At 39.6% G+C, this 25,702-nt stretch carries 22 protein-coding genes and 4 pseudogenes; 18 read left to right on the top strand and 8 right to left on the bottom strand.

The genetic code is table 11. The annotated features are described in order from the left end of the window. Positions 1–49: 49 nt before the first annotated feature. The 4 genes and pseudogenes from MMY81_RS09755 to MMY81_RS33325 all read left to right on the top strand — a co-directional run bounded on the left by MMY81_RS09755 (position 50) and on the right by MMY81_RS33325 (position 995). On the top strand, positions 50–283 hold the full coding sequence (locus MMY81_RS09755) for an SDR family oxidoreductase (protein ID WP_252312691.1): 234 nt from the start codon (positions 50–52) through the stop codon (positions 281–283). Between the two features lie 47 nt (positions 284–330). Next, on the top strand, positions 331–534 hold the full coding sequence (locus tag MMY81_RS09750) for a transaldolase family protein (protein WP_252312690.1): 204 nt from the start codon (positions 331–333) through the stop codon (positions 532–534). Beyond that, positions 531–838 (top strand): annotated as a pseudogene (locus MMY81_RS35125) (transaldolase family protein). Before MMY81_RS09750 ends, MMY81_RS35125 begins: the two are co-directional and overlap by 4 nt. Before the next feature lie 28 nt (positions 839–866). Beyond that, on the top strand, positions 867–995 hold the full coding sequence (locus tag MMY81_RS33325) for a hypothetical protein (protein ID WP_256497880.1): 129 nt from the start codon (positions 867–869) through the stop codon (positions 993–995). An 81-nt stretch (positions 996–1,076) separates the two neighbouring features. Here the strand turns inward: MMY81_RS33325 and MMY81_RS09745 are convergent. Together MMY81_RS09745 and MMY81_RS09740 are read right to left on the bottom strand one after the other, a co-directional pair. After that, positions 1,077–1,426: pseudogene (locus MMY81_RS09745) on the bottom strand (DUF2255 family protein). A 74-nt stretch (positions 1,427–1,500) separates the two neighbouring features. Continuing rightward, a complete protein-coding gene (locus tag MMY81_RS09740) occupies positions 1,501–2,541 on the bottom strand; it encodes an NAD(P)-dependent alcohol dehydrogenase (protein WP_252312689.1) in 1,041 nt (346 codons plus the stop codon). Positions 2,542–2,829: 288 nt separating this feature from the next. Here MMY81_RS09740 and MMY81_RS09735 point away from each other — a divergent pair, with 288 nt between their 5' ends. From MMY81_RS09735 to MMY81_RS09700, 8 genes and pseudogenes are all read left to right on the top strand, one after another. After that, a complete protein-coding gene (locus MMY81_RS09735; RefSeq protein ID WP_252312688.1) occupies positions 2,830–3,237 on the top strand; it encodes a MerR family transcriptional regulator in 408 nt (135 codons plus the stop codon). A 413-nt stretch (positions 3,238–3,650) separates the two neighbouring features. Further along, positions 3,651–4,229: a DapH/DapD/GlmU-related protein gene (locus MMY81_RS33585; protein WP_274622834.1), complete on the top strand. Its 579-nt coding sequence runs from the start codon at positions 3,651–3,653 to the stop codon at positions 4,227–4,229. 68 nt (positions 4,230–4,297) lie between these two features. Next, positions 4,298–4,810, top strand: a complete 513-nt coding sequence (locus tag MMY81_RS09725; protein WP_252312687.1) for a cyclophilin-like fold protein — start codon at positions 4,298–4,300, stop codon at positions 4,808–4,810. Between the two features lie 231 nt (positions 4,811–5,041). Next, positions 5,042–5,452: pseudogene (locus MMY81_RS09720) on the top strand (MerR family transcriptional regulator); the annotation flags it as partial. 153 nt (positions 5,453–5,605) lie between these two features. Beyond that, entirely contained in the window at positions 5,606–6,574 is a 969-nt protein-coding gene (locus MMY81_RS09715; RefSeq protein ID WP_256497879.1) for an aldo/keto reductase, read from the top strand. 74 nt (positions 6,575–6,648) lie between these two features. After that, complete coding sequence (locus MMY81_RS09710) at positions 6,649–7,500, top strand: aldo/keto reductase (RefSeq protein ID WP_252312684.1); 852 nt, start codon at positions 6,649–6,651, stop codon at positions 7,498–7,500. A 313-nt stretch (positions 7,501–7,813) separates the two neighbouring features. After that, positions 7,814–8,239, top strand: coding sequence for a cupin domain-containing protein (locus tag MMY81_RS09705; protein ID WP_252312683.1), 426 nt, complete (start codon positions 7,814–7,816; stop codon positions 8,237–8,239). 287 nt (positions 8,240–8,526) lie between these two features. After that, positions 8,527–9,360 (top strand): hypothetical protein, encoded by an 834-nt coding sequence (locus MMY81_RS09700; protein ID WP_252312682.1) that lies wholly within the window; start codon positions 8,527–8,529, stop codon positions 9,358–9,360. 483 nt (positions 9,361–9,843) lie between these two features. Here the strand turns inward: MMY81_RS09700 and MMY81_RS33940 are convergent, their stop codons facing one another. Beyond that, positions 9,844–10,764 (bottom strand): class D sortase, encoded by a 921-nt coding sequence (locus MMY81_RS33940; protein ID WP_308215287.1) that lies wholly within the window; start codon positions 10,762–10,764, stop codon positions 9,844–9,846. Beyond that, positions 10,757–12,544 (bottom strand): ice-binding family protein, encoded by a 1,788-nt coding sequence (locus tag MMY81_RS09690; RefSeq protein ID WP_252312681.1) that lies wholly within the window; start codon positions 12,542–12,544, stop codon positions 10,757–10,759. Before MMY81_RS09690 ends, MMY81_RS33940 begins: the two co-directional genes overlap by 8 nt. Before the next feature lie 1,214 nt (positions 12,545–13,758). Here MMY81_RS09690 and MMY81_RS09685 point away from each other — a divergent pair. Next, positions 13,759–14,160, top strand: coding sequence for a hypothetical protein (locus tag MMY81_RS09685; RefSeq protein ID WP_252312680.1), 402 nt, complete (start codon positions 13,759–13,761; stop codon positions 14,158–14,160). Between the two features lie 118 nt (positions 14,161–14,278). Continuing rightward, a complete protein-coding gene (locus tag MMY81_RS09680) occupies positions 14,279–14,764 on the top strand; it encodes a MepB family protein (RefSeq protein WP_252312679.1) in 486 nt (161 codons plus the stop codon). Positions 14,765–15,504: 740 nt separating this feature from the next. Here the strand turns inward: MMY81_RS09680 and MMY81_RS09675 are convergent. Continuing rightward, on the bottom strand, positions 15,505–16,119 hold the full coding sequence (locus tag MMY81_RS09675) for a LysR family transcriptional regulator (protein ID WP_252312678.1): 615 nt from the start codon (positions 16,117–16,119) through the stop codon (positions 15,505–15,507). 157 nt (positions 16,120–16,276) lie between these two features. On the opposite strand from MMY81_RS09675, the gene MMY81_RS09670 reads away from it, so the two are divergent. The 4 genes and pseudogenes from MMY81_RS09670 to pyc all read left to right on the top strand — a co-directional run bounded on the left by MMY81_RS09670 (position 16,277) and on the right by pyc (position 22,602). Then, positions 16,277–16,951, top strand: coding sequence for an RraA family protein (locus MMY81_RS09670; RefSeq protein WP_252312671.1), 675 nt, complete (start codon positions 16,277–16,279; stop codon positions 16,949–16,951). Between the two features lie 11 nt (positions 16,952–16,962). Further along, positions 16,963–18,150, top strand: coding sequence for a sodium/glutamate symporter (gene gltS, locus MMY81_RS09665; protein WP_252312670.1), 1,188 nt, complete (start codon positions 16,963–16,965; stop codon positions 18,148–18,150). Then, positions 18,147–19,067, top strand: a complete 921-nt coding sequence (locus tag MMY81_RS09660) for a hydroxyacid dehydrogenase (RefSeq protein ID WP_252312669.1) — start codon at positions 18,147–18,149, stop codon at positions 19,065–19,067. Before gltS ends, MMY81_RS09660 begins: the two co-directional genes overlap by 4 nt. A gap of 89 nt (positions 19,068–19,156) precedes the next feature. After that, positions 19,157–22,602, top strand: a pseudogene (gene pyc / locus MMY81_RS09655) (pyruvate carboxylase). A gap of 420 nt (positions 22,603–23,022) precedes the next feature. Here the strand turns inward: pyc and MMY81_RS09650 are convergent. Genes MMY81_RS09650 through MMY81_RS09640 form a run of 3 tightly spaced genes read right to left on the bottom strand, consistent with a single transcriptional unit; the run spans position 23,023 to position 25,635 of the window. After that, positions 23,023–23,577: a GNAT family N-acetyltransferase gene (locus MMY81_RS09650; protein WP_252312668.1), complete on the bottom strand. Its 555-nt coding sequence runs from the start codon at positions 23,575–23,577 to the stop codon at positions 23,023–23,025. A 48-nt stretch (positions 23,578–23,625) separates the two neighbouring features. Further along, a complete protein-coding gene (locus MMY81_RS09645) occupies positions 23,626–24,834 on the bottom strand; it encodes an MFS transporter (RefSeq protein WP_308215286.1) in 1,209 nt (402 codons plus the stop codon). 39 nt (positions 24,835–24,873) lie between these two features. Then, positions 24,874–25,635, bottom strand: coding sequence for an MBL fold metallo-hydrolase (locus MMY81_RS09640; protein WP_252312667.1), 762 nt, complete (start codon positions 25,633–25,635; stop codon positions 24,874–24,876). Between the last annotated feature and the right edge of the window lie 67 nt (positions 25,636–25,702).

The following is a 25,702-nucleotide window of genomic DNA, read 5'->3' as shown; positions in this document are numbered from 1 at the left end:
GAGCCTGGCTTTAGATCTGGCCGAACATAATGTACGTGTGAATTCTATTATGCCGGGAAATTTGCTTTCCTCACCAATGTTTCAGAGCCTTATTCCTTCCTATGCAAAGAAATTGGGTATCCCGGAAACAGAAGTAGAAGAAACGTATAAAAATAAAGTGCCTTTGAAACGAGGCTGCACGTATGATGATGTAGCGAATGCCCTGATTTTTTATGCTTCGGAGAAAGCGTCTTATATGACCGGTCAGTCTATTAACGTAACCGGCGGGCAGGTAATGCATTAAACAATAGTGAGCCGGCGTTTGACTCATGCAATATAAGGAGGTTCTATATGGATTACTATGTAGACACTGCTGATCTGTCTGCCATTCGAAAGACCTTAGAGGTTTTCCCCATGGATGGGGTGACGACCAATCCATCAATATTAGCTAAAGAGAAATCGGCTCCTTTGGATCAGTTAAAGGAAATACAAAAAATTATTGGGCCAAAAAACAATTATTCGCTCAAGTGGTCGCTGGAAACGCAGAGGAAATGATACAACAGACCTCTCAACTATTGGACAAAGTAAGCGATCAAATGGTAATCAAGATACCGGTCTCCCACGAAGGCCTAAAAGCGATCCAACACTTTCATCAGCAAGGCATAAAAACATTAGCGACAGCTGTATTTACCAGTCAGCAGGGCTTTGGGCAGCAAAAGCAGGAGCATCCTATCTGGCTCCTTACGTAAATAGAATAGAAAACATGTCTTCGGATGGAACAGCGGTAACCCGTGAGCTTCTTCAGATTATAGAACACTACCGGTTTACAAAAGTATTGGCAGCAAGTTTTAAAATGTGAAACAGATTCAGCAGTTAAGTGCAGTCGGATGTCACGCGGTGACGTTATCCCTGGTTTAGTAGAGGCCTCTTTTCATCATGAAGGCACGATAAAAAGTATCGAAGGATTCGAAAAAGACTGGAAGCATGCTTATGAAATGTTGGATTTTAAAAAATAGTAAAAAGCAGCCCGAAGATGTTTGGGGCTGCTTTTTGTATTTCTTGGTGAATGTAAAGTGAATTCACGTCTGAAACTTTAGTTATACGTTCTCACGAGGCATGATTCTCACAGTAGCAGCACGTGCCCGCTCGCTGATCATCGAAGAGAGGTAGGAACTGCTTCTGTATTTATCTCGATAAGCTTCATCGATAAGGGCGTTGAGATCTTCCTCCACAACAGGCTCGAAACGAACTTCTTTCGTCATCCCGGCTATCGATATTCGACCTGCTTTTTGATCCACAGCTGCCTGAAACCAGCGGAGTTTCGTCCATTGTAGGCACGAGCGTAGAGGTTATTCTCGACTACTACAGACCAAATCCAGGTGGGTGTTCCGTACGTCGCTCCATCTTCACGAAACGGGGAAATATACAAATCATCCGCTTTTTTCATGTGGGTTACTTCTTGTTGAGTCCATGTTTTCATAGAAAATCCTCCTCTACATTTTTAAAGGGATCCAAAGAAGGTCATATAGTACTGATATCAATCACAAACCGATATTTTACTTTGGAAGCCATTACCCGTTCGTAGGCGTCATCAATTTGATCGGCAGAAATTACTTCGATGTTGGGTGCTATGTCATGCTTGGCACAAAAATCGAGCATTTCCTGTGTTTCACGAATGCCGCCTATCATAGAACCTGCAAACGAACGACGGTGAGGAATGAGAGAGAATACATGTACTGGTAATGGCTGCGAAGGAGCGCCAACGTTGACCAAGGTGCCATCCAGTGTTAATAAAGAAAGATAAGCATTGATGTCAATATCGGCACTTACAGTATTAATCATTAAATCGAAGGTGCCACTGAGTTTCTCGAATGTCTGGGCATCACTGGTGGCAAAATAATTCACTGCGCCAAACTGCAGCCCGTCTTCTTGTTTATTCAATGTCTGGGATAAGACAGTTACCTCTGCACCCATCGCATTGGCAATTTTCACAGCCATATGTCCAAGGCCGCCCATTCCAACTACAGCCACTTTCTTTCCAGGACCAGCATTCCAGTGATTCAATGGAGAATAAGTGGTAATGCCAGCGCAGAGAAGCGGTGCTGCTACGTCAAGCCCAATATTATCTGGTATACGCAATACAAAATCTTCCGTAACCACAATGTGTGTAGAATAACCTCCTTGGGTTGGTTCCCCGTATTTGTCTACTCCAGCATAGGTAGGAACATTTCCTTCTAAACAGTACTGTTCTTCTCCTTGTTGACAGTTTTTACATACCCCGCAGGAATCCACCATGCATCCAACGCCAACCCGGTCTCCTGCTTTGTAGCTTGTGACCTCTGGGCCGACGTTAGTAACAATTCCAGCTATTTCATGGCCGGGAACCAAGGGATAGTTGACTTCTCCCCAATCGCCATGGGCGGTGTGAATATCTGAATGACAGATCCCCGCATATTTAATTTCAATTAATACATCATGCGTATCCAGGTCCCGTCGTTGAATTTCAGTAGTGTGGAATGCTTTATTCGGTCCGTCGACTGCTCTTGCTTTGGCGATTACCATAAAAAATCCTCCTATTAATTATCAATATACGAGAGAAATGCTACTATACTTTCTCTCGTATGTTTTATGTTATCGTTTATAGTTAACTCTAGGTCAAGTGTTTTATGTGATGAAAAAATAAGAAACTTTAGAAAAACAAAAGTTATTCCAATACTTTTGCTATTCAGTAATTTAATCGAGTAATAGTTTCATCCAGGCTCTTTGACGCGTAATAAACGTCGTGATAGGATACAATTGTGTAGTTAGAGTTAACTAGAGGATTGGTTAGCATAGAAAGGAAGATAACAAATGAAGACATATTCGATAAGCGAAGTGGCGAAAGAACTGAATCTTACGGTCTATACGTTGCGTTATTATGATAAAGAAGGGCTCATGCCTTTTATAGAAAGAAAAGCCAGTGGGGTGCGGATGTTCAATGACGCGGATATCGGAGCATTAAAAATTATTGAATGCCTAAAATCGACAGGTATGCCCATCAAAGAAATTAAACATTTTATTGATTGGTGTGCGGAAGGAGATTCCACCCTTCAAAAAAGGTACGATATGTTTATGGAACGGAAAGCTGCGGCAGAAGCGCAGATTGAAGAATTAACAAAAACAATGGCTCTCATTGAACATAAATGTACGTACTATAAGACGGCACTGGAAGCAGGAACGGAAGATATCCATAAGAATAAAATAGAAATTACTCATTAATTGTACCCCTCTGCACTCATCATGAATGAGTACAGAGGGGCTTTTTTAATATTAATTGTTCGAAGGTGCCCGCTATATAATATTATTAACTGTTTATATGCAGCCACTTTGATGGAATTTCTCCATCCACTTCTATCTGTTCACCTTCTTATAGAGCTAGTTTTCTCAAAAATATATTTTTCATTGTTTATAAGCTTATTTTTAACTTGAACAGTTATGGAGAGTTAAAAAATAATCTCTTGAACTAGAGTTAACTCTAGGTATTAAACTTGTTTTATGAAGATATAAGGAAAGATAGAAACGATCGTCGAATTACAATAAAGTCGAAAACACCTGCAAAATGTAAATCAGTTATCAGCAAAAAATGAATAGATAATAATCAACAAAATAAGGAAATGAAAAGGAGAATCATAATGAATACGAATGATCTTTTGGCCCACTTGAATCAAGGGAAATCAGTCGAAGGTGGTACGGAGCTGCACCAGTTGATGCACGAGGGCTCGCAGGAAGCATTGAAGCTCACCGTTGAGCTAAATGGACAGTATCATACGCCGGAAGAAGTGCAAGTACTATTTTTCCGTTTAATTGATCAACCGATAGATACTACATTTGCTCTTTTCCCCCCTTTTTATACGGATTGGGGAAGAAATACCAAGGTAGGCAAGAATATTTTCATCAACTCGGGCTGTCGTTTTCAAGACCAAGGAGGCATTACCATTGGAGATAGGGCTTTTATTGGACATAATGTGGTTTTGGCTACTCTTAATCACGATATAGATCCTGCCAAGCGCAGCACGATGCATCCTTCCCCCATTACAATTGGAAAAGATGTCTGGATAGGAGCGAATGCCACTGTTCTTCCTGGTGTCACTATTGGAGATGGGGCTATTGTAGCTGCGGGAGCGGTAGTGACAAAGGATGTACCTTCCAAGGTAGTTGCAGGAGGGGTGCCCGCGAAGATAGTAAAGAAAATTGAAAATAAAAATGTATAGTCCTATAAGTTTCCTGACATCATTGTGCAGCTCTTTATAATAAAAGCATATAGAAAGGATTGTATAAAATGAAAAAATCTTTTTCAATCCTTTGTTTATTTATTTTTAGTCTGACCGCCTGTTCCATGAGTGACACGAATGAAAGTAATGAAATGAATCAAGAAGAATTACAACCAAGTGACTCCATTCAAGAAACGAGGGATAGTGATATGGTGAATCCATCAACTTTAATAGCTATAACTATAGATGAACAGGAATTTTCTGCAAGACTTTATGATAACGAAACGACTCAGGCCTTTATTGAAATACTACCATTAGATATAAACATGAGCGATGTTAATAGTAATGAGAAATTTTATCGTTTTCAAGATACACTTCCCACAAACTCTGAGAGACCTGGTGAGATTCATGCAGGAGATATTATGCTGTATGGAGATAATGGTCTGGTATTGTTTTATGAAAGCTTATCAAGTGATTACAGCTATACTCGTATTGGATATGTGGAGGAGGCAGAACGCTTTGCCCAAGCCGTAGGAGACGGTGATATACGTGTTTCTTTTGATTTGAATGAAGTTAGATAGTGAAAAATAAAGGTTTCATACTATATTTTTCATTTTGCGCAAGATGAAAGAATTCTTTTTTGTGCTTATTGTTGATCACGTTATCCAAATTAATTTTACTGGGTTTTCCTTTCTGTCTTGATCAATTTCCTATCAAAATAAAATAAGTTGAGCTATGATTAGGATTATAAAACCTTCAAGTAACTCGAAGTCTAATTGATTATAATTAAGGTGGGAAATTATGATTACTAAAAAGAAGTTGCGAAACTGCTTAATATGACTGAACATACAGTCCGTTTTTATACCGATAAAGGGCTGGTGCCAAGTATCAAACGAGATAAAAACAATAATAGGGTATTTGATGCTGAATCTATTAACTGGCTTACGGGGGTGAAGTACTTAAAAGAAAGCGGGATGTCGATAGAAGCCATTAAACAGTATATAAATTTATGCCTGGAAGGTGAATCGACAACACCTCAACGTTATGAGATATTGCTAGAGCAGCAAAAAAAAGCACATGTCCAATTAGAGGAAGCTGAGCAGCGTGTTCAATTTATGAATAAAAAAGTTGATCATTATAATAAAATTTTAAACAATATGATTCCTGACGATATGAATCCGGACGACTGGCAAAAAGAAAAACAACGCGTTGAATCTTTATAATCATAGTTTTACACGTACCTATCCAGGTGCGTTTTTTATTTTTCTTTTTACAGCGAAAAGACTTAATTTTATTTTCTATTTGACTTCGTGTTACACGAATGATTTAGCATAATCTTATAAACAATAAAAGGAGGAGATATTATTCATAATCGTATGTTAGGAAATCTAAACGTTTCATCAATAGGGTTAGGGTGCATGGGATTTAGCCATGGATATGGTGATGGACCAGAAAAAAAAGAATCGATCCATCTTATTCGCCAGGCGTATGAATCAGGGTGCACATTTTTTGATACAGCTGAAGTTTACGGTAATGGCTCGAACGAAAAGTTAGTTGGAGAGGCGTTAGAGCCTATTCGAGATAAGGTTGTACTTGCTACAAAGTTTAAAATTGATGACAACACTTCTACTAGTTCCGAAAAATCAGTTTCGCAGTTCATACACGCTCACGTAGATGCTTCTTTAAAAAAATTAGGTACAGAATATATTGATTTATACTACCAGCACAGAGTAAATAAAAACATACCTCCAGAAGTAATAGCATCTGTTATGGGAGAATTGATTGAAGAAGGTAAGATACGCGGATGGGGACAGTCGCAGGCGACGGAAGAAGAAATTCGTCGTGCTCATTCGATTACTCCTTTGACAGCTGTACAGAGTGAATATTCCATTATGGAACGTAAGTTTGAAAAGGATGTTATTCCAGCCTGCGAAGAATTAGGGATTGGTTTTGTCCCTTTTTCTCCTTTAGCAAGTGGGTTTTTGTCAGGAACAATCCAAAAAGAAACAGAATTTAAAGGAGACGATGTTAGAAGAGTTATAACTCGGTTTGATAAAAATAATATCGAAGCAAACCAGCCACTATTAGATTTAATTACTAGTTTTGCACACTCTAAGGGAGCAACTCCGGCTCAGATCTCATTAGCGTGGATGATGCATAAAAAAGATTTTATTGTACCGATCCCAGGCTCAAGAACACTAGAGCGAATTCGGGAAAATCTTGGAGCAGCAGAGGTAGAGATGATCAATAATGAATTTCAGCAAATGGAGAAAGAACTTCAAAATGTTCAAATTTATGGTGATCGTACAGATGAAGATATCGCAAAGTTAAAAGAGATCAATTAAGTCATCTTTACGTTTATACAACGTAAAGGCAAAAGATTGGTACTAAAATAAAAAATAACGAAGGAGTATTCAGCATGGAAAAAGTAGCTTTAAACAACGGAGTTGAAATGCCTATAATTGGTTTTGGGGTTTTTCAAATTGAAGATGAGGCGCAATGTGAACAGGCAGTGGTTGATGCTATTGAGGCAGGGTATCGTTTAATTGATACAGCGTCCGCTTATTTGAATGAAGCAGCAGTTGGCAGAGCAATTAAACGAAGTGGAGTACCTAGAGAAGAATTATTTATCACGACAAAACTAATCATTCAAGAGCAGGGATACGAAGAAGCAAAAAAGGCATTCGAGGGCTCCCTAAAACGTCTACAATTAGATTATTTGGATTTATACCTTATTCATCAGCCTCTGGGAGATTACTACGGTTCGTGGAGAGCACTGGAAGAATTATATAAGGAAGAAAAAATCAAAGCCATTGGCGTCAGTAATTTTTATTCTGACCGGCTGATTGATCTGATTCAACATAATGAAATAGTTCCAGCTGTTAACCAAGTTGAAACACATCCGTTCACTCAGCAAATTAAAAGTCAAGAAATCATGAAAGAATTCAAGGTGCAAGTTGAATCATGGGGCCCGTTAGCTGAAGTAAAGAATAATATATTTGAAAATGAACTTTTACTTGATTTAGCTAATAAATATAAAAAAAGTGTAGCTCAAATAATCCTGCGGTGGCTAATTCAAAGGAAAGTAGTCGTAATTCCAAAATCTGTTCATAAAGAAAGAATCGAAGAAAATATAAATGTTTTCGACTTTGAATTAGATGAATCAGATATGAAACAGATTAGCACATTAGATACAGAAGAAAATCTGATTGTTAACCACCGTGATCCAGAGTTAGTCAAAACATTTGGCGAAATAAAATATGATATTTAAATATGTATTTAAACCGAATTTCCTAGGTTGGAAATTCGGTTTTTCTTTTCTAGAAGATATTAATTCTAATAGAACAAAAAAGAAATTGGGATAAAGTATTCAAGAAAATAGATGCAAAGAGGTAATACTTTGAACAGCTGGAAGAGTTAACAGCAAAATAATCGTAGAAAAGCTTCGCAAACAGAAAACATTTGGACTACTTATTCTGAATGACTTTTTAGTTTTGTGAAAAAAGAATGCTTGACTTAAAGTGAACTCTAAGGAATATACTACGTTATATCTTCTTCAATATGAAAGGTAAAGGTGAATAAATATGAGCTCATCCAATTACGGAGGTGAAGGTGCTGTTTTTCCAAAGGGAAAAAAAGTCACCAACGAATACTTCAATGGAGCTGTATGGCTTCATATGCTGGTGGACAATGATAATACATGGAACTCTCCGATGGGGAACGTCACGTTTGAACCACGGGCACGAAACAATTGGCATATCCATCCCGGCGGGCAGATTTTGCTGGTTACCGAAGGCAAAGGTTTTTATAAAGAAGAGGGAAAACCAGTGCGAATGCTAGAAGAAGGAGACGTTGTCAAAATTGCTCCTAAGGTAAAGCACTGGCACGGCGCGACCTCAGACAGCTGGTTTACGCATATAGCTATCAGCACTAATGTACAACAGGGAGATACAGAATGGCTGTCTCCGGTGACAGACAAAGAATACAATAATATTCAGCTAGACTTTTAAAGTGATCGAAAAAAGTTAAATATAAAAGTGTTCTAAAAAATACACGTTTAGGAACGGTGACAATAGAGTAAAAAAGAACCGTTATGAACGTCCGTAAATATTTTAAATAACGTTGCGGACGTTCTCGGTTTCTTATGCATTTTTACGGATACATAAATAGTGATCTTTTTTAATGCACTATTCGAGGGCTGGCGTGAAATTACTCCATAAGATAATTAATTTTCCATTATTTAGTTGACTTGTTCTTTTGAAGAGATCTATAGTGAGGTAAACGAATGGTGGTTTGGATGAAGCGAAAATATGGTGCTTTTCCGAAAAGAGAAGACATACTGACAATGATTTCGGAGCCTAAAACAACAAAAGGTATTATTAATAACCTTTTAGGTGGTCTCGCTGTTTTTCTTTTTGGAGTTGGTTTTCTTATATTAAGCGGGCTTCTTGTGTACAACTGGTTCAGTGGCTATATCCTTACTTTTAATTCCGCGACCCCGTCCGGCCGGAATGGGATCTGGTTAGCAAACCTGGTGGGAAACGATATTCTCTACATCATTTTGTTTTTAGTTGCTGTGCTTGGCGGGGGCTGCGCTATTCTGGCAGGCGTGGCGATGCTTTCCTACCCATTTTCCAAGCTGCCGGCAGCGGCTGTGTATCCAAACCGTATTGTTTATAAGCTGAGCCGAAAACGCGGCGAAACCGTTGATTGGAAAGAAATAAAGACTATCATTATCGAAAATTATATACATGTAACTGGAGCCAATAAAGTACAAAACAGCATTCACCTTTATCTTACTCGAACGGACGCAGGTCCAGTCTGTATTAAAATTCGGGATAACGAAGGAATCACCCGGCTGCTCCAAAAAGCCTGCAGCCGTGATATACCGATCTACTTTTTCACGATGGATGCAAAGAGAAATCGTTCTGCTTTTCCAATAGACTATGATGATTATCGTTATATATTTGCAAAACAGGCAAAACCTATTCCCTTCATGGAAACCTCTCATATGAAAGATTTTATAAACAGCGAAGGTCTTTTATTTAACGACCTTCCTTACTTTCACATACAACACTATGACCAGTTTAGAACAGAAGAAGAAGGGGTCCCTGTTCTGCTGGGCTCATGATAATAAGGGAATATCTTAAAATAAAAAATGGCCATGATGGGGTAGTGCACCCCAAAAGTTATAGTGAAATCAAATGTTTGGATGTTTTCTTTGGCTGAATAGGTATCGAAATCTGTGGCAGGAAGGATTAAATAGAAAACCGAAAAAGAAGAAATATGACGGCTCCTTTAAATGGGATGTTTTTATGCTGGTGAAAACGAAAAGGAGCTTCGCTTCGGGAGACAGCGGCCAGAACACTTTATAATTAGCTGCGGTGTCATTCAACTCTCCGGTCGTATTGAATCCTAAGCAGCAGTGACATACCGAACCTGTGGATCTTCATGTTCGTAGGGTTTGGATAGCCGCATATCCATTCAGCTGATTATTTGGAACTTGAGGTATTGTCTTGAGTAGTGGATTCATGATGAAAAATAGAGTACTAACAAATATATCCCCTTACCGATATTGTATCGGTAAGGGGATATATTGATTTTATCGTTTCGTTTATTCACTGCTTACAAGATCAGCAATAAGGATATAGCGATCGGGGGCACTACCTATAAAATTGAACGGGTAACAGGTAGTGACGGTGAGAACAGGGGAAGCGGACGGGGTGATAATGGTTTTGTCATCTCTTGGAACAATTTTGATTTCTCTGATTTCGTACGTAAATGTACCGGCGGATGTCTCAACAATGAGTTCATCGTTAATTTCCAACTGGTCCAGTTCTTTAAAGACAGTGTCCCGGTGTCCGGATAGAACAGAATTGTCATTTTCGCCCGGCAGTACGCTGCCTGCAAAATGTCCAATTCCTTTACTTAATTCGTCCTCATCTGTTCCATGAATGATAGGCAGTGTTTGATCGATAGCCGGCATAGTCAAGTTGCCTATATTTTCACCGACTTTCGGTCTTACTGGATAAAGGGTTTCATCTGAAATGGAGTTTTGTTTCGGTGTTTCTGTTTTCGTTTCCGTTTGAGCTTGCGCTACTTTTACAGCTTCTTTTTCCTTTTGTACATTAGGTGGAGCTGTTGTGTCTGGTGGTATTTGTGCATCTGTTTGATTTTCTTCATTCTTGGCGGTGTCTTCTGTTGGGCTTGCTGCTGTTTGTGTTTCTTTTTCCTTTTTTGCTTCAGGTGGAGCTGTTGTGTCTGGTGGTATTTGTGTATCTGTTTGATTTTCCTCATTCGTGGCCGTGTCTTCTGTTTGTGTTTCTTCTCTCTTTTCTCCCTCAGCTGATACAGATGTGTCGGCGGTTAGTCCGGATTCTTCTGCCGGCTGTTCGACCGAGACAGGTGCAGGAGCAGATTGAGTATAGATTTGATAGGACGCCCAGGCAATTAAACATATCCCCAGGATCAAGAACCCCGGGGAAAGTTTATGGACAGTTTTTAGTATCCGTTTAAGAAAAGAATTCTTATTCATACACTTTTCTTCTCATTAAGAGAGCTAATCCTATCAACGATAGCATTATTCCGCCAAGGAGAAAGTTATACATGGAAGTAGCTGTTTCTGGAAGCTGGCCGCCTGTAACGGTCGGGACCGAGACATCGTGCGAGCCAAGATCGATTGTTTCTTCATCTTCATCTGGAGTGAATTGAACGTTTACTTGATAATTCCCTGCTGGGACATTTTCAGCGGTATACGTAATTTTTTCATTGCCTCGAACTTCTTCTGTCTCTCCACCAATGTCAAACTTCCAAGTACCTGGAACCTTTGTATCTTCAGGTAATTCGGCGCGGATTTCCACGCTGCCATCCGGCTTCACTTCTACAGTAACAGTTTCAGCTGGTTGGTCAGTGTTTGGTGTTGGTGTGACTTCAGGATTTAGTGTTGGTGTTGGTACAAATCCTGGTGTAGGCTCAGGGCTTGGCTCAGGCTCAGGGCTTGGCTCAGGCTCAGGGCTTGGCTCAGGCTCAGGGCTTGGCTCAGGCTCAGGGCTTGGCTCAGGCTCAGGGCTTGGTTCAGGCTCAGGGCTTGGTTCAGGCTCAGGGCTTGGTTCAGGCTCAGGGCTTGGTTCAGGCTCAGGGCTTGGTTCAGGCTCAGGGCTTGGTTCAGGCTCAGGGCTTGGTTCAGGCTCAGGGCTTGGTTCAGGCTCAGGGCTTGGTTCAGGCTCAGGGCTTGGTTCAGGCTCAGGGCTTGGCTCAGGCTCAGGGCTTGGCTCAGGCTCAGGGCTTGGTTCAGGGTCTGGATTTGGTTCAGGGTCTGGATTCGGTTCAGGATCCGGATTTGGTTCAGGGTCTGGATTTGGTTCAGGGTCTGGATTTGGTTCAGGATCCGGATTTGGTTCAGGGTCCGGATTTGGTTCAGGATCCGGATTTGGTTCAGGGTCCGGATTTGGTTCAGGGTCCGGATTTGGTTCAGGGTCCGGATTTGGTTCAGGATCCGGATTTGGTTCAGGATCTGGATTTGGTTCAGGATCCGGATTTGGTTCAGGGTCCGGATTTGGTTCAGGATCCGGATTTGGTTCAGGGTCCGGATTTGGTTCAGGGTCCGGATTTGGTTCAGGGTCCGGATTTGGTTCAGGATCCGGATTTGGTTCAGGATCCGGATTTGGTTCAGGGTCCGGATTTGGTTCAGGATCCGGATTTGGTTCAGGGTCCGGATTTGGTTCAGGATCCGGATTTGGTTCAGGGTCTGGATCCGGGTTAGGTTCAGGATCAGGATCTGGGACCGGTGCTTCACATACCGGCGGCACGATAATTTCAGTATTGGCCGCATCAGCTGTAATAGCTGTCTGAGCTAATATTCTTCCGTTAGTAGTGGAGTCTGCACCAACTGTGATGGCTGATTTACTCATTAATGTTCCAACAAACGTGCTGTTTGCGCCAAGAGTGGCAACGTCGGCTACCCAAAAGATATTACAAGCCTGGGCACCACCTTGCAATTGGATCTCCGTATTAGCAGCGGTAGAAAGTGCTCCATCAATCTGGAATATATAAACGCCATCACCATTAAGCGTAATACTTGATCCCATGGAGACGGCATTATTAAATTTGTAGACACCTGGAGTTAATGTGTCTCCGCCTAGTGTAGACAATGTAGTATCTGCAGGTTGTGAGTCAGCACGGGTCATAGCACCTTGAAAATCTGAATATGCTTCTGTATATGCGTCGTTCGCTACGTCTGTTGAACCGGTCACATCTGCAGAGCCTGTTAAACCTCCGGCTCCTAAACTGCCATTGACTGAAGTGGATTCTGTCACTGTTACGGATTCACCTAAAATACCATATGGGTTTGCTGATCCAAGTCCGGGGTTAACTCCGACGGCATTAACGTGTAATGAAAAAAGGGGAAGTATGAGAAGGATGGTCATAAAAACGGAGAATATCCTAAAATATTTCACTTAATGTTTCACCCCTTCAGATAGTAATATACCTACAAAGTATATTAGTTTTCTTAATTTTCAGTAAATTTAATATAGTGAAATTAATATTACTCACTCCTTTCAAAAATATTAGGTCCCCATTAATAAATTTTTTTATAATCATTAAATTCACTAAAGTGAACAATTTTGATTTATGGATAAAACTCCCAAGATAGTTGATTGCTTCAAATAGTAGGCTACACATAGAGTATACACCCGTTTTTATTAAAGTATACAACTATTTTCACTATTCTAAATGTTCACTATAGTGAAATTGTATTATGCAGCAGCAAATAGTTTAAACTTTTATTTAACTGTAAAAAGAAAAATAATCATGATGGTAAAAATAAAAAATAGCATTCCTGAAGACAATACAACCTGCCTTCCCAGCTATCAGTGCGAGTTGTGTCCTTAATGATGAATATTATTTCTTAAATAGTTAGAAGTTTATTACGAAAATGAATATATTATCGTCGGAAGGCGTTAATGATCAATGGCGATCAATTCATAGGTAGTAAACAACCTAAATAGCTTGCGTTGCAAACAAAAATCATAAAATATCCTTATAATAAAGACCATTATGGACGAATCAAAGGAAGTGAGGATTTTATAATAAATTCAGGTTCAAAGAACGTATCAGACAGTTACAAATGTATGTAGATATAATGATAATAACCTCGATTCTTTATAAAAGGAGAAAAGCTGATGCTTAGAGCAGATCTTCTCTCCTTGTGAAAAATATTTATGTTTAAAAGACAAATGATCCAATGAAGGTTACCCTTCAAATTTATCTTTTTTACATTTTTTGGGTTATAATAATTTTGACTGCTGTTAAAGAAAATAAACTTGAAGGATGATTCCATGAAACTGCTTAAAAATCCTTATTTCATCCTATTAAGTATTTTATATTTTCTAGGAGTTTTTTTATTAGTTGTTTCGAATCTAAATCCGTTTCCTACGCTGGGTGTACTTTTAGTTCTCATTTATAGTTTTCACTTTCTAAAAGATAGGATAAAAAAACAAATAAACTCAAAAGTCGGGAGCGGATATTAATGAAAACGATATTGGCTTATGACAAACAAGCAGATATGGGATACGTTACATTACAAAGGAAAAGATTTCCTCGTATTGTGAGTACGGAAGACCTTAATGAAGAAGCTCCGGTTATGGTCGATGTTAATAATAAAGACGCTATACATGGATTTGAACTGACAGGTAATGATGCGCAGAAATTAGAAAGATGGCTTCATAAACAGAAGGTCCTTTTCAAAAAAGAGGACGTCTATTGCTTGAGGGTTACAGATGATGAAATACAAAGTAAAGAGAGCATGTTAGGAGTGGAGTTTCTTTTCGCAGGCAAAGATTATACTAACTTTGCGGGTATAAACATTATAGATAGAAATAAATACTCCAGCAGCTTTCTTGATCGCTTTACGATAGGTGCGGTTAGATGAAAAACGGTATATTTGTTTTCATTTTTACTGTTTTTACATTTCTGATAACTAATTAAAAGAAAAAAGAAAATTTTAGTATAATATATTTTAAATAACCAGATAGAAAAGAGTTATTCAAATGAAATCTGAAAAACTACTTCGCGAAACCCTCGACAAGGTAGAATGTACAGAGTTCTCCATTCTAAAATATGAAGAACAAAATCATGAATATGAGGGAATGCTCGTACAAATAGATCAACAAATTTATAGAAGCAGACTTGCTAAGTTGACTCCAAAGAAACAGGGTTATTTCATAGCATTTTGGGAGAAAAGTAAATGTGGATCTAACCAGGCTTACAGCTATGAGGATGCACCGGAAAAATTAATCGTGTCCGTCGTAGATAATGAGAAAAAGGGCCAGTTTATTTTTCCTAAGGAAGTGCTTCTTAAATATGGAGTATTAAAAAAACCTCCACAAAAGGGAAAAATGGCTCTTAGAGTATACCCAGGCTGGGTTACAGAATTAAATAAAAGTGCCTGCAAAGTTCAATTGTGGCAAAATGAATATTTTATAGACCTCTCGCAAGATTTCGAAATCGTAACATTACAGAATTTGTATGCATGAAGACAAACACTTATCAAGGGTGTTTGTACAATATCAATTAAAGGAAGAGGTGGGCTGCTTGGGTTTAGGAATACTCCTTTTATTACTTGCGATTACATTTGTTATTTATTTCAGGTCAAACACCTTAAAAGTTATTTACGTTAGTTTAGGGTTACTTGCTTGCGGCGTAGTTTGTTTTATTGTGTTTGTCATTGCCATTGATACGATGAATCCAGCTTATGGCTCTGTTATGCGATTGGACGTAGCTCTTTTTGGCCTGCAGGCTTCACTGATCTTAATTCCAAGCGGGGATTATGAGTATTACCGCCATTGTTTTCCATCGAACGCGGAAAAAAACTTCATAAGAGTTTCGATCTTGAAGCTTCTCTTCTTTTATATAAAGAAACACCCCAAATTCGCATGTATGACTGCGATAATATGGAGGTTTTTTTTATGAATCCCTATGGTTTATAGAAAGCAGCTAAAATGTTTTCAAATGACTGTAGTTTTTCATATGATCATACACCATATGTTTAAAGTCATCTACAGTATCTTTATTGCTATACATAGGGGTGTTATTTGATATCATATACACTTTTCGGTAAGGAGGATTTTCAACAAATGGCAAAATGTGAACGTCTGCCGCAATCATAGGAAGATAGTCTGCAGCACTTAATGGAACAATCAGCCACGACTTATCATTAAGCATGGAGAGTGATAATAAGGTTGAATCTAATACTAGTTTTGGGTTGAATCTATTATTAAAGTAATGATGATGCCATTGTAAATAAGCATCCCCAATTCATAAAGATTTGATCTTCGGAATGTAAATGTTGCGGTTTTATTGATTTTTGATGAATTAAATCAGGATTTTTAGTAGCTAGAACCATTTCTTCTTCTAAAATGGTTTTTCGCTCAATTTGATCAGAAGGTATATTGTGCAAAACAAATCCAATGTCAATAATCCGAGCCCCCACTTGCTCGTAAATTTCTCTAGTATGTTCTGTCTTTATAGTTAATTGAACATTTGAATTTTCAGTCATATGCTGATATATATCACGAAATAAATAATTATTCACGCTGTCTATGATACCAATAGTCAGCTTTTTTGTTGAGGACAAAGAATTGAAATTCTGCATTTTATCATTAATATTTTCCCAATCGATAGCTATCGATTTAAAAACTTCTCCCTGGTCGGTTAGTCTTATATTTTTGAAGCCTTTACTCCTTACTATCAAAGTTACCCCTAATTCTTCTTCCAATTTTTTTAAACGGTGGCTTACGGCTGACTGAGATAAAAATAGTTTTTCAGCCGTTTTTGTCACGCTTAGTGTTCTAGCTAATACAGCAAAAGTCTCCACTAGTTTATAGTTCATTTCGTATCGCTTCCCCTTAGTAAACAATGATTTTTTTCCTTACATGCAAAATATTCATAAATAATAGCTAAAACATTCATTTTCCATTAATGTAAGCGCTTGCTATGATGAAAACTATGTTAAGGATAAATAGTAATTGAAGAGAGGGAGAATAACAATGCAAGAATTTAGTAAAGGCTTTAAGAGACCACATAAAAGTTGGAATGAGAAATATTCCGATATTCCGACTCCTGTGATTGGAGATGTGATGGGCAGGTTCAATATTATGGATGAACGAATAAAACCTATTTGGAAAGGAGATCGTTATGTCGGTCCAGCTTTACCTATTATGACGTATCCTTCTGATAATTTCATGATTCATTTAGGAGTAGATTTAGCAGAGGAAGGAGATTTTTTGATTGTTGATGCTGGTAACTATCAAAACGCAGGTTTATGGGGAGAAGTATTGACGGTTAATGCGATGGAAAAAAAGATAAAAGGCATCGTAATAGATGGAGCAGTGAGAGATGTTAAAGAAATTGAAGAATTGAAATTTCCCGTGTTCGCATCTGGTATAAATGCTAGGGGAGGATATAAAAGCAATCCTGGAACCGTTAACATTCCTATCTCATGTGGAGGTGTGGCCGTTTCTCCAGGGGATCTGATTGTAGCTGATGAGAATGGGATAGCTGTAGTGCCTCAAAATGATATAGAAATTATTTATAAAAAATGTATTGAAAAAATCGACGCGGAAACGGAAATTATGGATCAACTAAGACATGGAAAAAATACATTTGAAATTATGGGTTTAGATAATACGCTTGAGCGTTTGGGCATAAAAATTAACTCGTAGGGGTGGTACAAATGTCTTTAGTATTGAATTTGACTCAAACATTGGCCTTGGCTGTATTAGTACTAATACTAGGAAACATAGTAAAAAATAAAGTTAGTTTTTTAAGAAAATACTTTATTCCCACCCCAGTAGTGGGAGGATTAATTTTTGCAATTCTAATGTTAATAGGAAACCAAACGGGATCGTGGAGTATTGAATTAGATCAAACTTTAAATGATTTCTTGCTGATAGCCTTCTTTACTGCTACAGGATTGTTATTTAGCGTAAAGGATTTGAAAAAAACGGGCGTCATTGGTTTGAAATTAGCTATTCTCATTATTGTATTGATTATTCTTCAAAATGGTATTGTACCATTACTTGCTCCTCTTGCAGGTGTGGATCCTTTGCTAGGATTGACTATGGCATCTATGGCTTTAACTGGCGGGCCAGGAACAGCAGCAGCCTTCGGTCCTACTTTAGAAAGTATGGGAATTGAGAACGCTTCCTTGGTCGCTATTTCATCAGCAACATATGGATTAGTCATGGGAAGTATCATTGGGGGACCGGTGGCAAAATATCTTATTAAAAGAAAGAAATTATCTTCGAAAACTGCTGGAGAAGCGTTAAATGTAAATCTTTCTACTCAAGTTAAAGATTTGAATGAAAAGTCTCTTACAAATGGAACCTTTGTTATTCTTTTTTCGATGGGATTAGGTACATTAATGGTTTTATTACTGAACCAAACCGGTTTTATATGGCCTGACTATGTAGGAGGTTTATTTATAGCAGCTATTATTAGAAATGTTTTCGACTATTCAAATATTACTATAGATACAAAAGCTACAACGATTATTGGTAATATCTCGCTGAGTTTGTTTCTTGCTGTAACAATAATGGGGCTAGAGATATGGAATCTCTTAAACTTGGCAGTTCCAATGTTCATATTTTTAATCATTCAAACCATTATTATGGCACTATTTGCAATATTCGTCATATTTAAAGTGATGGGAAAAAACTACGATGCAGCAGTTATGTCTTCTGGTATGAGTGGCGTTGGCTTAGGTTCTACTCCTAATGCAGTTGCAAATATGCAGGCTGTTATCGATGAAAACGGCCCATCCCCCAACTCTATGATTGTATTGCCAGTAATTGTTGCCGTTTTCTTAAGCGCTTTCAATCCGATCATCATTACATTGTTTATAAATCTATTTACGGGGTGAGTATAATCAAAACATTTATTTTTGATCCTATCGAATCTGTGGCATTAGATTATGCAAAAAAACACTTAGATATAGTGGACTGGACGGATAAAGGTATTAATAATTACAGTCAGGCAGAAGCTGTTATTATTAGAACATTTAAAATGACAAAAGAAGTAATCGACAAAATGCCAGAATTAAAAATTATTGCTAAACATGGTGTTGGTTTAGACAATATCGACTTAGACTATGCAAAAAGCAAAGGAATTAAAGTAACAAATACCCCTTTAGCTAATATCAACTCAGTAGCAGAGTTAGTTGTCGCTTTAGCTTTAAACTGTGCCAAAAAAATAAATCTCTCTCATCAACTAGTTACTCAGGGTATCAGTAAAATAGCTCCGTTTGAATTAACAGGGTTTGAGATTCAAAATAAAACAGTTGGATTAGTTGGTTTAGGAAGAATAGGAACGCTGGTAGGAAAGAAATTAAAAAATGGTTTCGACATGAAGGTGGGGGTATATGACCCCTACACCTCCAAACAAAAATGTGAAGAAGAAGGATTTATAAAATACGAACAATTAAATGATTTAATTAAAGCAAGCCAAGTCATTAGCATTTCTGTTCCTCTAACGAAAGATACTGAGAACTTAATCAGCCACAAAGAATTTTCTTTAATGGAACCAAATACTATAGTAATTAATACTTCTCGCGGGAAAGTAGTAGATGAAAATGCTCTTTATGAAAGTTTGAATCAAGAAAAGATATTTGGAGCTGCGTTGGATGTATTTGCAGAAGAACCAGTTTCTAAGGATCATCCGTTATTTACATGTAACAACTTTATTGGGACCCCTCATAATGGCGCAAACACAAAAGAAGCATTGATCCGAATGGGTACAGGAGCAGTAGATGAGATAATTAATATCAGTTCGAATAACTAAAAAACTTTATCATTGTTTTAAAAACGACTTTTTTGTCTCGTTTAACAAGAGAAGATAGCAATTACTCTGGAAAGGGAAGTCGATCTAATATGAGTGAACTCAACCACATAAAAAAAGTATTGGTAGCGAACCGTGGAGAAATTGCGATCCGGATTTTCAGAGCGTGTACCGAGCTGCATATCCGCACCGTAGCGATTTATTCCAAGGAAGACACAGGGGCCTTTCATCGCTATAAAGCAGATGAAGCCTACCTGGTGGGAGAAGGAAAAAAGCCCATTGACGCGTATCTTGATATTGAAGATATTATTGCGACGGCAAAAGAAAATAATATTGATGCGATTCATCCCGGCTATGGTTTTTTGTCTGAAAATATTGAATTTGCCAGACGCTGCGAAGAAGAAGGCATTATTTTTATTGGACCGGAAACCAAACACCTAAATATGTTCGGTGATAAGGTGAAAGCCCGGACGACGGCGCTGGAGGCAGGACTTCCTGTTATTCCGGGAAGCGATGGCCCGGTGGAGAGCGTGGAAGAAGTACGGGCCTTTGCCGAAGCCAATGGCTATCCGTTTATTATTAAAGCATCTCTCGGCGGCGGCGGCCGCGGCATGCGAATTGTCCGGGATGCCGACTCTTTATCTGAATCGTATGACCGGGCTAAATCGGAAGCCAAGACAGCATTTGGTAATGATGAGGTCTACGTTGAGAAGTTTGTGGAAAGTCCGAAACACATTGAAGTCCAGATTCTGGGGGACACCCACGGCAACGTCGTGCATTTATATGAAAGAGACTGCTCGGTGCAGAGAAGGCACCAGAAAGTAGTGGAGATCGCTCCAAGCGTCTCGCTCGGCGATGCACTGCGCGAGAAAATCTGCGATGCAGCGGTTCAGTTAAGCAAAAAAATTGAGTATGTGAATGCCGGGACCGTGGAATTTCTGGTTGATCCCCACGGCGAATTTTTCTTCATTGAAGTGAATCCAAGAATTCAGGTGGAACACACGATTACGGAAATGATTACCGGCTTTGATATTGTGCAGGCCCAGCTGTATATAGCGGATGGAAAGTCTCTGTACGGCGAAGAACTGAACATGCCGGAGCAGAAAGATATCAAAACGTTCGGCTTTGCCATTCAGTCGCGTGTGACGACGGAGGATCCCACCAACGGCTTTATGCCGGATACCGGAAAAATTATGGCTTACCGTTCCAGCGGCGGATTTGGGGTGCGGCTCGATGCAGGCAACGGCTTTCAGGGAGCCGTCATATCGCCGCATTATGATTCCCTGCTCGTGAAAGTATCCACCTGGTCGCTGACGTTTGAAGGAGCCGCGGCCAAAATGCTCCGCAACCTTCGTGAATTCCGGATCCGGGGCATTATCACCAACATTCCGTTTCTGGAAAACCTCGTGCAGCACCGCGGCTTTTTGAGCGGCGATTACAACACGTCGTTTATTGATGAAACGCAGGAGCTTTTTGTCTTTCCAAAACGAAAGGACCGCGGTACAAAGATGCTTACTTTTATCGGGGAAACGATTGTGAACGGCTACCCGGGACTGGAAAAAATGAAAAAGCCGGTGCTGCACAAGCCTCCGGTACCTGTTATTGAAAAACGGCGGAGCCTCTAAAAGGAACCAAGCAGATACTGGATGAACGAGGTCCGGAAGGGCTTGCTGACTGGGTGAAAAGCCAAAAGCAGGTGCTGCTCACCGATACGACGTTCCGGGATGCCCACCAGTCACTGCTCGCGACAAGAGTCCGGACACAGGATCTAAAAAAGATTGCCGCACCGACGTCCCATATGCTGCCGCAGCTGTTTTCGTCAGAGATGTGGGGCGGGGCAACGTTTGACGTGTCCATGCGCTTTCTGCACGAAGATCCGTGGGAGCGTCTACTGCTTCTAAGAGAAAAATGCCGAATATTCTGCTGCAGATGCTGCTTAGAGCTTCTAATGCCGTCGGATACAAAAACTATCCGGATAACGTGATTAAGGAATTTGTCGAAAAAAGTGCCGATGCCGGTATTGATGTCTTCCGTATTTTTGACTCCCTTAACTGGCTGGAGGGGATGCAGCTGGCGATTGATGAAGTGAGAAACCAGCAGAAAGTAGCGGAAGCGTCGATCTGTTACACCGGAGATATTCTTGATGCTGCGCGAACGAAATATGACCTGCAGTATTATAAAGATATGGCCGTTTCTCTGGAAAAGGCAGGCGCCCATATTTTAGGTATTAAAGATATGGCTGGACTCCTGAAGCCGGAAGCGGCGTACCAGCTCGTGACCGAGCTCAAGCAGACGATTTCGATTCCAATTCATCTGCATACCCACGATACGAGCGGAAATGGTATTTTCACGTATGCCAAAGCAATTGAAGCAGGTGTCGATATTGTCGATGTCGCCATCAGCTCGATGGCCGGGTTAACGTCGCAGCCCAGCATGAACAGTCTGTACTATGCGATCAAAGGCACCCAGCGGCAGCCGGATATGATATTAAAGCCGTCGAAGAGCTCAATGAGTACTGGGACTACACCCGGAAATACTACCAGGGCTTTGAGAGCGGCATGAATGCACCGCATACCGAGGTATATGAGCACGAAATGCCGGGGGCCAGTACAGCAACCTGCAGCAGCAGGCGAAAGCGGTCGGGCTTGGGGCACGCTGGAATGACGTGAAGAAAATGTACCGCCGGGTGAACGACATGTTTGGAGATGTGGTCAAAGTGACACCTTCTTCCAAAGTAGTTGGCGACATGGCTCTGTATATGGTCCAAAATGACCTTTCGGAAGAAGATGTGCTGGAAAAAGGCGGAAGTCTCGACTTTCCTGATTCTGTGGTAGAGCTGTTCCAGGGCTATCTGGGCCAGCCGTATCAAGGTTTTCCGAAAGACCTGCAGGACGTCATTCTTAAAGGACGCGAGGCGATCACCAATCGTCCCGGCGAAAATATGCATGATGTAGACTTTAAAAGCCTGCAGGAAGAGCTGTATAAAGAAGTAGACCGCCAGATCACCAGCCATGACTTATTGTCCTATGCGCTGTATCCGAAAGTGTATATGGATTTCGAGCGTTTCCGCCAGCAGTTCGGCGATGTCACGGTGCTCGATACGGCTACGTTCTTTTACGGGCTCCGCCTGGGTGAAGAGATCGAAGTGGAGATTGAACAGGGAAAAACGTTGATTGTGAAGCTGATTTCGATTTCCAAACCGCAGGACAATGGTACGAGAATTGTGTACTTCGAACTGAACGGCCAGCCGCGGGAAGTGAATATTAAAGACCAGAACGTAGCGGCTTCCGTTATGGAACGGCCGAAGGTAGATAAGAAAAACGCCAATCAAATTGGTGCCTCTATGCCGGGGACTGTGATTAAGACCCTGGTGGTAGATGGAGAAAAAGTGAAAAAAGGCGATCATTTAATGATCACCGAAGCCATGAAAATGGAAACGACCGTTCAGGCGCCGTTTGATGGGGAAGTAAAGACCATTCACGTAGCCGATGGCGACGCCATCGCCACCGGTGATCTGTTAATTGAATTTAATAGTTAATTTAATGAAGAATTAGTTTTTCAAATAACTAGTAAAGAACCTAAAAGAAGAGAAAATGCCAAGTCGGAGCATTTTCTCTTCTTTTTTTATGTGTGGTAAGCGGGATTATATAACCCAATATAGCTTCATTAAAGTTTTTTCTCATTTTATAAGTAACGGATCATAAAATATTAAAATTGTTCTTTTTATAGGAGGAAAAAAATCCGCAAAAGGTTTTAAGTGTTTTCAACTGTTCGCCAGCATAATCTCATCTGAATCTACCCAAGTGTTATCGGTATTTGCTAATATATTTTGTGCGATTGATACGGTAGCGACCCTTACATAGGCAACGTGGGTATGGTCTTCCACAAACCAAATCCATTTATAGCTCATTTGTCGAACTCTTTCGCTAACGACACTGTAGAAAAGGATATATCACATTTACTTTGATGATGTTATTTTCGGCTTGAAAACTGAAAACAGTAAAGCTCCTGCGAATTTCTTTAATAAAGCATGAAATTCTTCTACATTAACTTTACCTCCATGAACCATAACCTCGTAAATGCTCCAGCGATCTTGGTATAAATAAGTGGATCCTTCATAACCATTTCGAATATAGAAATTTCTTCTGGTTATTCGTTGTTCATAGTTGTTTGCTGTCTTATCAATGACTTCTATATTCAGGATGATGTGGTTATTCGGATACCGCTCTCTAATTTCAGCAAGTGCCCTTCCGCCGTAGCCTTTTGATCTAGCAGTGGCATCGATTGCAATATACAGCACGTAGGTTAAATCTTTATGGGTGATTAAATAAGTAAAACCGACAAATTTATCCTCATCATATATCACAAGAAAATCAACAAAACTTTGCTTTGCTTTCCACAATAAAAGGTTTATAGGAATTTGTTCATTTTTAGGAAATGATCGATAATATAACTCTTGTACTTTAGCAAATTCTCTATGTTTTTTAGTTAATGATTCTAGTTTTAAAGACATTTCTTTAGCTCCTTTTAATTCCTCTTTTTCATCGTTTTTAATTGCAGATTATTCTTTTTGATTCTTTAAACTACGGGTCTTCACCTTTACTCTTTTTCCATACAGTAAGTAATAGAGAAAAGGAGTCACAATAACCACAATTCCCAGAATCATATACATAACAGAGTAGCCGGTTAGGGGTATCACAAGCCCCAACAGTGATGGGCCAAATCCGTTTCCAATGTCAAAGAAAATGAAGAACGTGGCAGTGGCAAGCCCCATACGATGAGGTGCAGCGACTGTCACTGCAATAGTTTGGCTTATAGAAGAAATATTCCCAAAGCCAAATCCAATCAAAGCAGCTGCGACTAAAAGAGTTACAGCACTGCTGGCTGTACCGAGGATAAGCATTCCGGCACCGAACACGAAAAAAGCCGGATACATTACATAATTAGGTCCTATACTGTCCATCAATCGACCGGTGAATGGTCGTGATACTAAAACGGTTATCGTATACACAATAAAGAAAAAACTGGCAGTGTTCACTAAATCCAGCTCAATCGCGTATAAATTTATATAAGAAAGAACACTAGAAAAGCAGAAAGTCATAATGAGCATAATAAAACTGATGGGGAGTGCTTTTGGCTCTATAATATTAGAAATTTTAAAGCTTTTGTCTTCCTGTTTTATTTCTGGTTTTTCTATTGCAGGCATTTTAACGAAGAAACCAATCATCGTACTTACCATCCCCAATAGAAGGCATAAGATGAAAATCATCTTGAAATCGGTGTGCTGGGTCATATATAAACCGACGAACGGTCCCATCCCTGTAGCCATAGCTGTACTGACAGCAAAATAGCCAATTCCTTCTCCTCTTTTTGTTTCTGGTATTACAAGGGCAACTAGGGTTCCAATCACGGTCGTTGCTATTCCAAGGGTAATTCCGTTCAAAAATCGGCTGAAAATGAAAAAGGTAAGCCCATAATCTACAAAGTATAGGAGAATCGTCAAAGTAAAGAATATCAGCCCAATCACTAATAACCGTTTGTATTCGATTCTTGTAACAATTACTCCAATAAGTAATCTTCCCGTTAATGCACCAATGATAAAAATGCCAGCTACCAGACCTGCCTGCCCGGTAGTGGCATCAAATTCTTTCAGCGCGTAAAGAGTGATTGTGGCATTTAATAAAAGGTACACAAAGATCAAGAAAAAATTGACTAAAGAAAGAATGATGAAACTTTTGGTCCATAATTTTGATTTTAGCTGTCTCAGCACTTTTAATTCCTCTCTCTGACTTCCTGCCCAATTGCCACCTTAGAATGTATAAGATTCTCCATTTACTGGCACGAAAATTCGAGAAGAAATACCTTTTTTCGCTGTGAAGCTTTTCAAATCTTCTTTGGACAAGACCCAGTGGTTGACGGCTTCCATATGAACAGCAATAATTGTTGCTTTAGGGGCAGCTCTGTGCACCTCGTAAACATCTTCTTTGTTCATGACAAGCGAACCACCTTCAAAGAATTGGTTATCCCCTGCATTTACTACAATGATTTCCGGGTTGTGAGCATCTATGGCTTTCTGTACTTCTTCATACCACACGGTGTCTCCAGCTACGTATAACGTTTTTTCATCGTGGTGTTTGAAGACAACTCCACAGACTAAACCGGTCATTTTCAAGATTTCGCCTCTGCCATGTTCACCTTTCGTTTTGATCAATTGAATGCCTTCAAATACTGTATTTTCATGTAGAATTTCGATGTTTGTGAACCCGGCATCTTCGATTTCTTTTTTGTCTTCTTCGTTTTGTGTAAACAATTTAATGTTTTTTGGCAATGATTCTTTTGCGGCATCGTCCCAGTGATCTATATGGGTATGAGTGACGATTACCGCATCCACACCAGCGATTATCTCTTCAATTGAAATAGGTAAGCTCTCAAGCGGGTTTTTTTGGTCTTGGCGTGCTGAATTCGGAAAAGGCGGAAAAGTTCCTTTCTCTGATAAAAATGGATCGACTAAAAATTTTTTCCCTGCATAATCGATCACTAAAGTTGCGTTTCGGATTTGTTGTATGTTCATACTCTTATCTCCTTTAATTTGAATTATGTTAAGTTTATAATAAGAGCACTTTCGAAATACACAGTAT

Source organism: Sinobaca sp. H24 (assembly GCF_023845525.1).
Note: the sequence above shows the minus strand (reverse complement) of the source record. Positions and strands in the feature narration are given on the sequence as shown.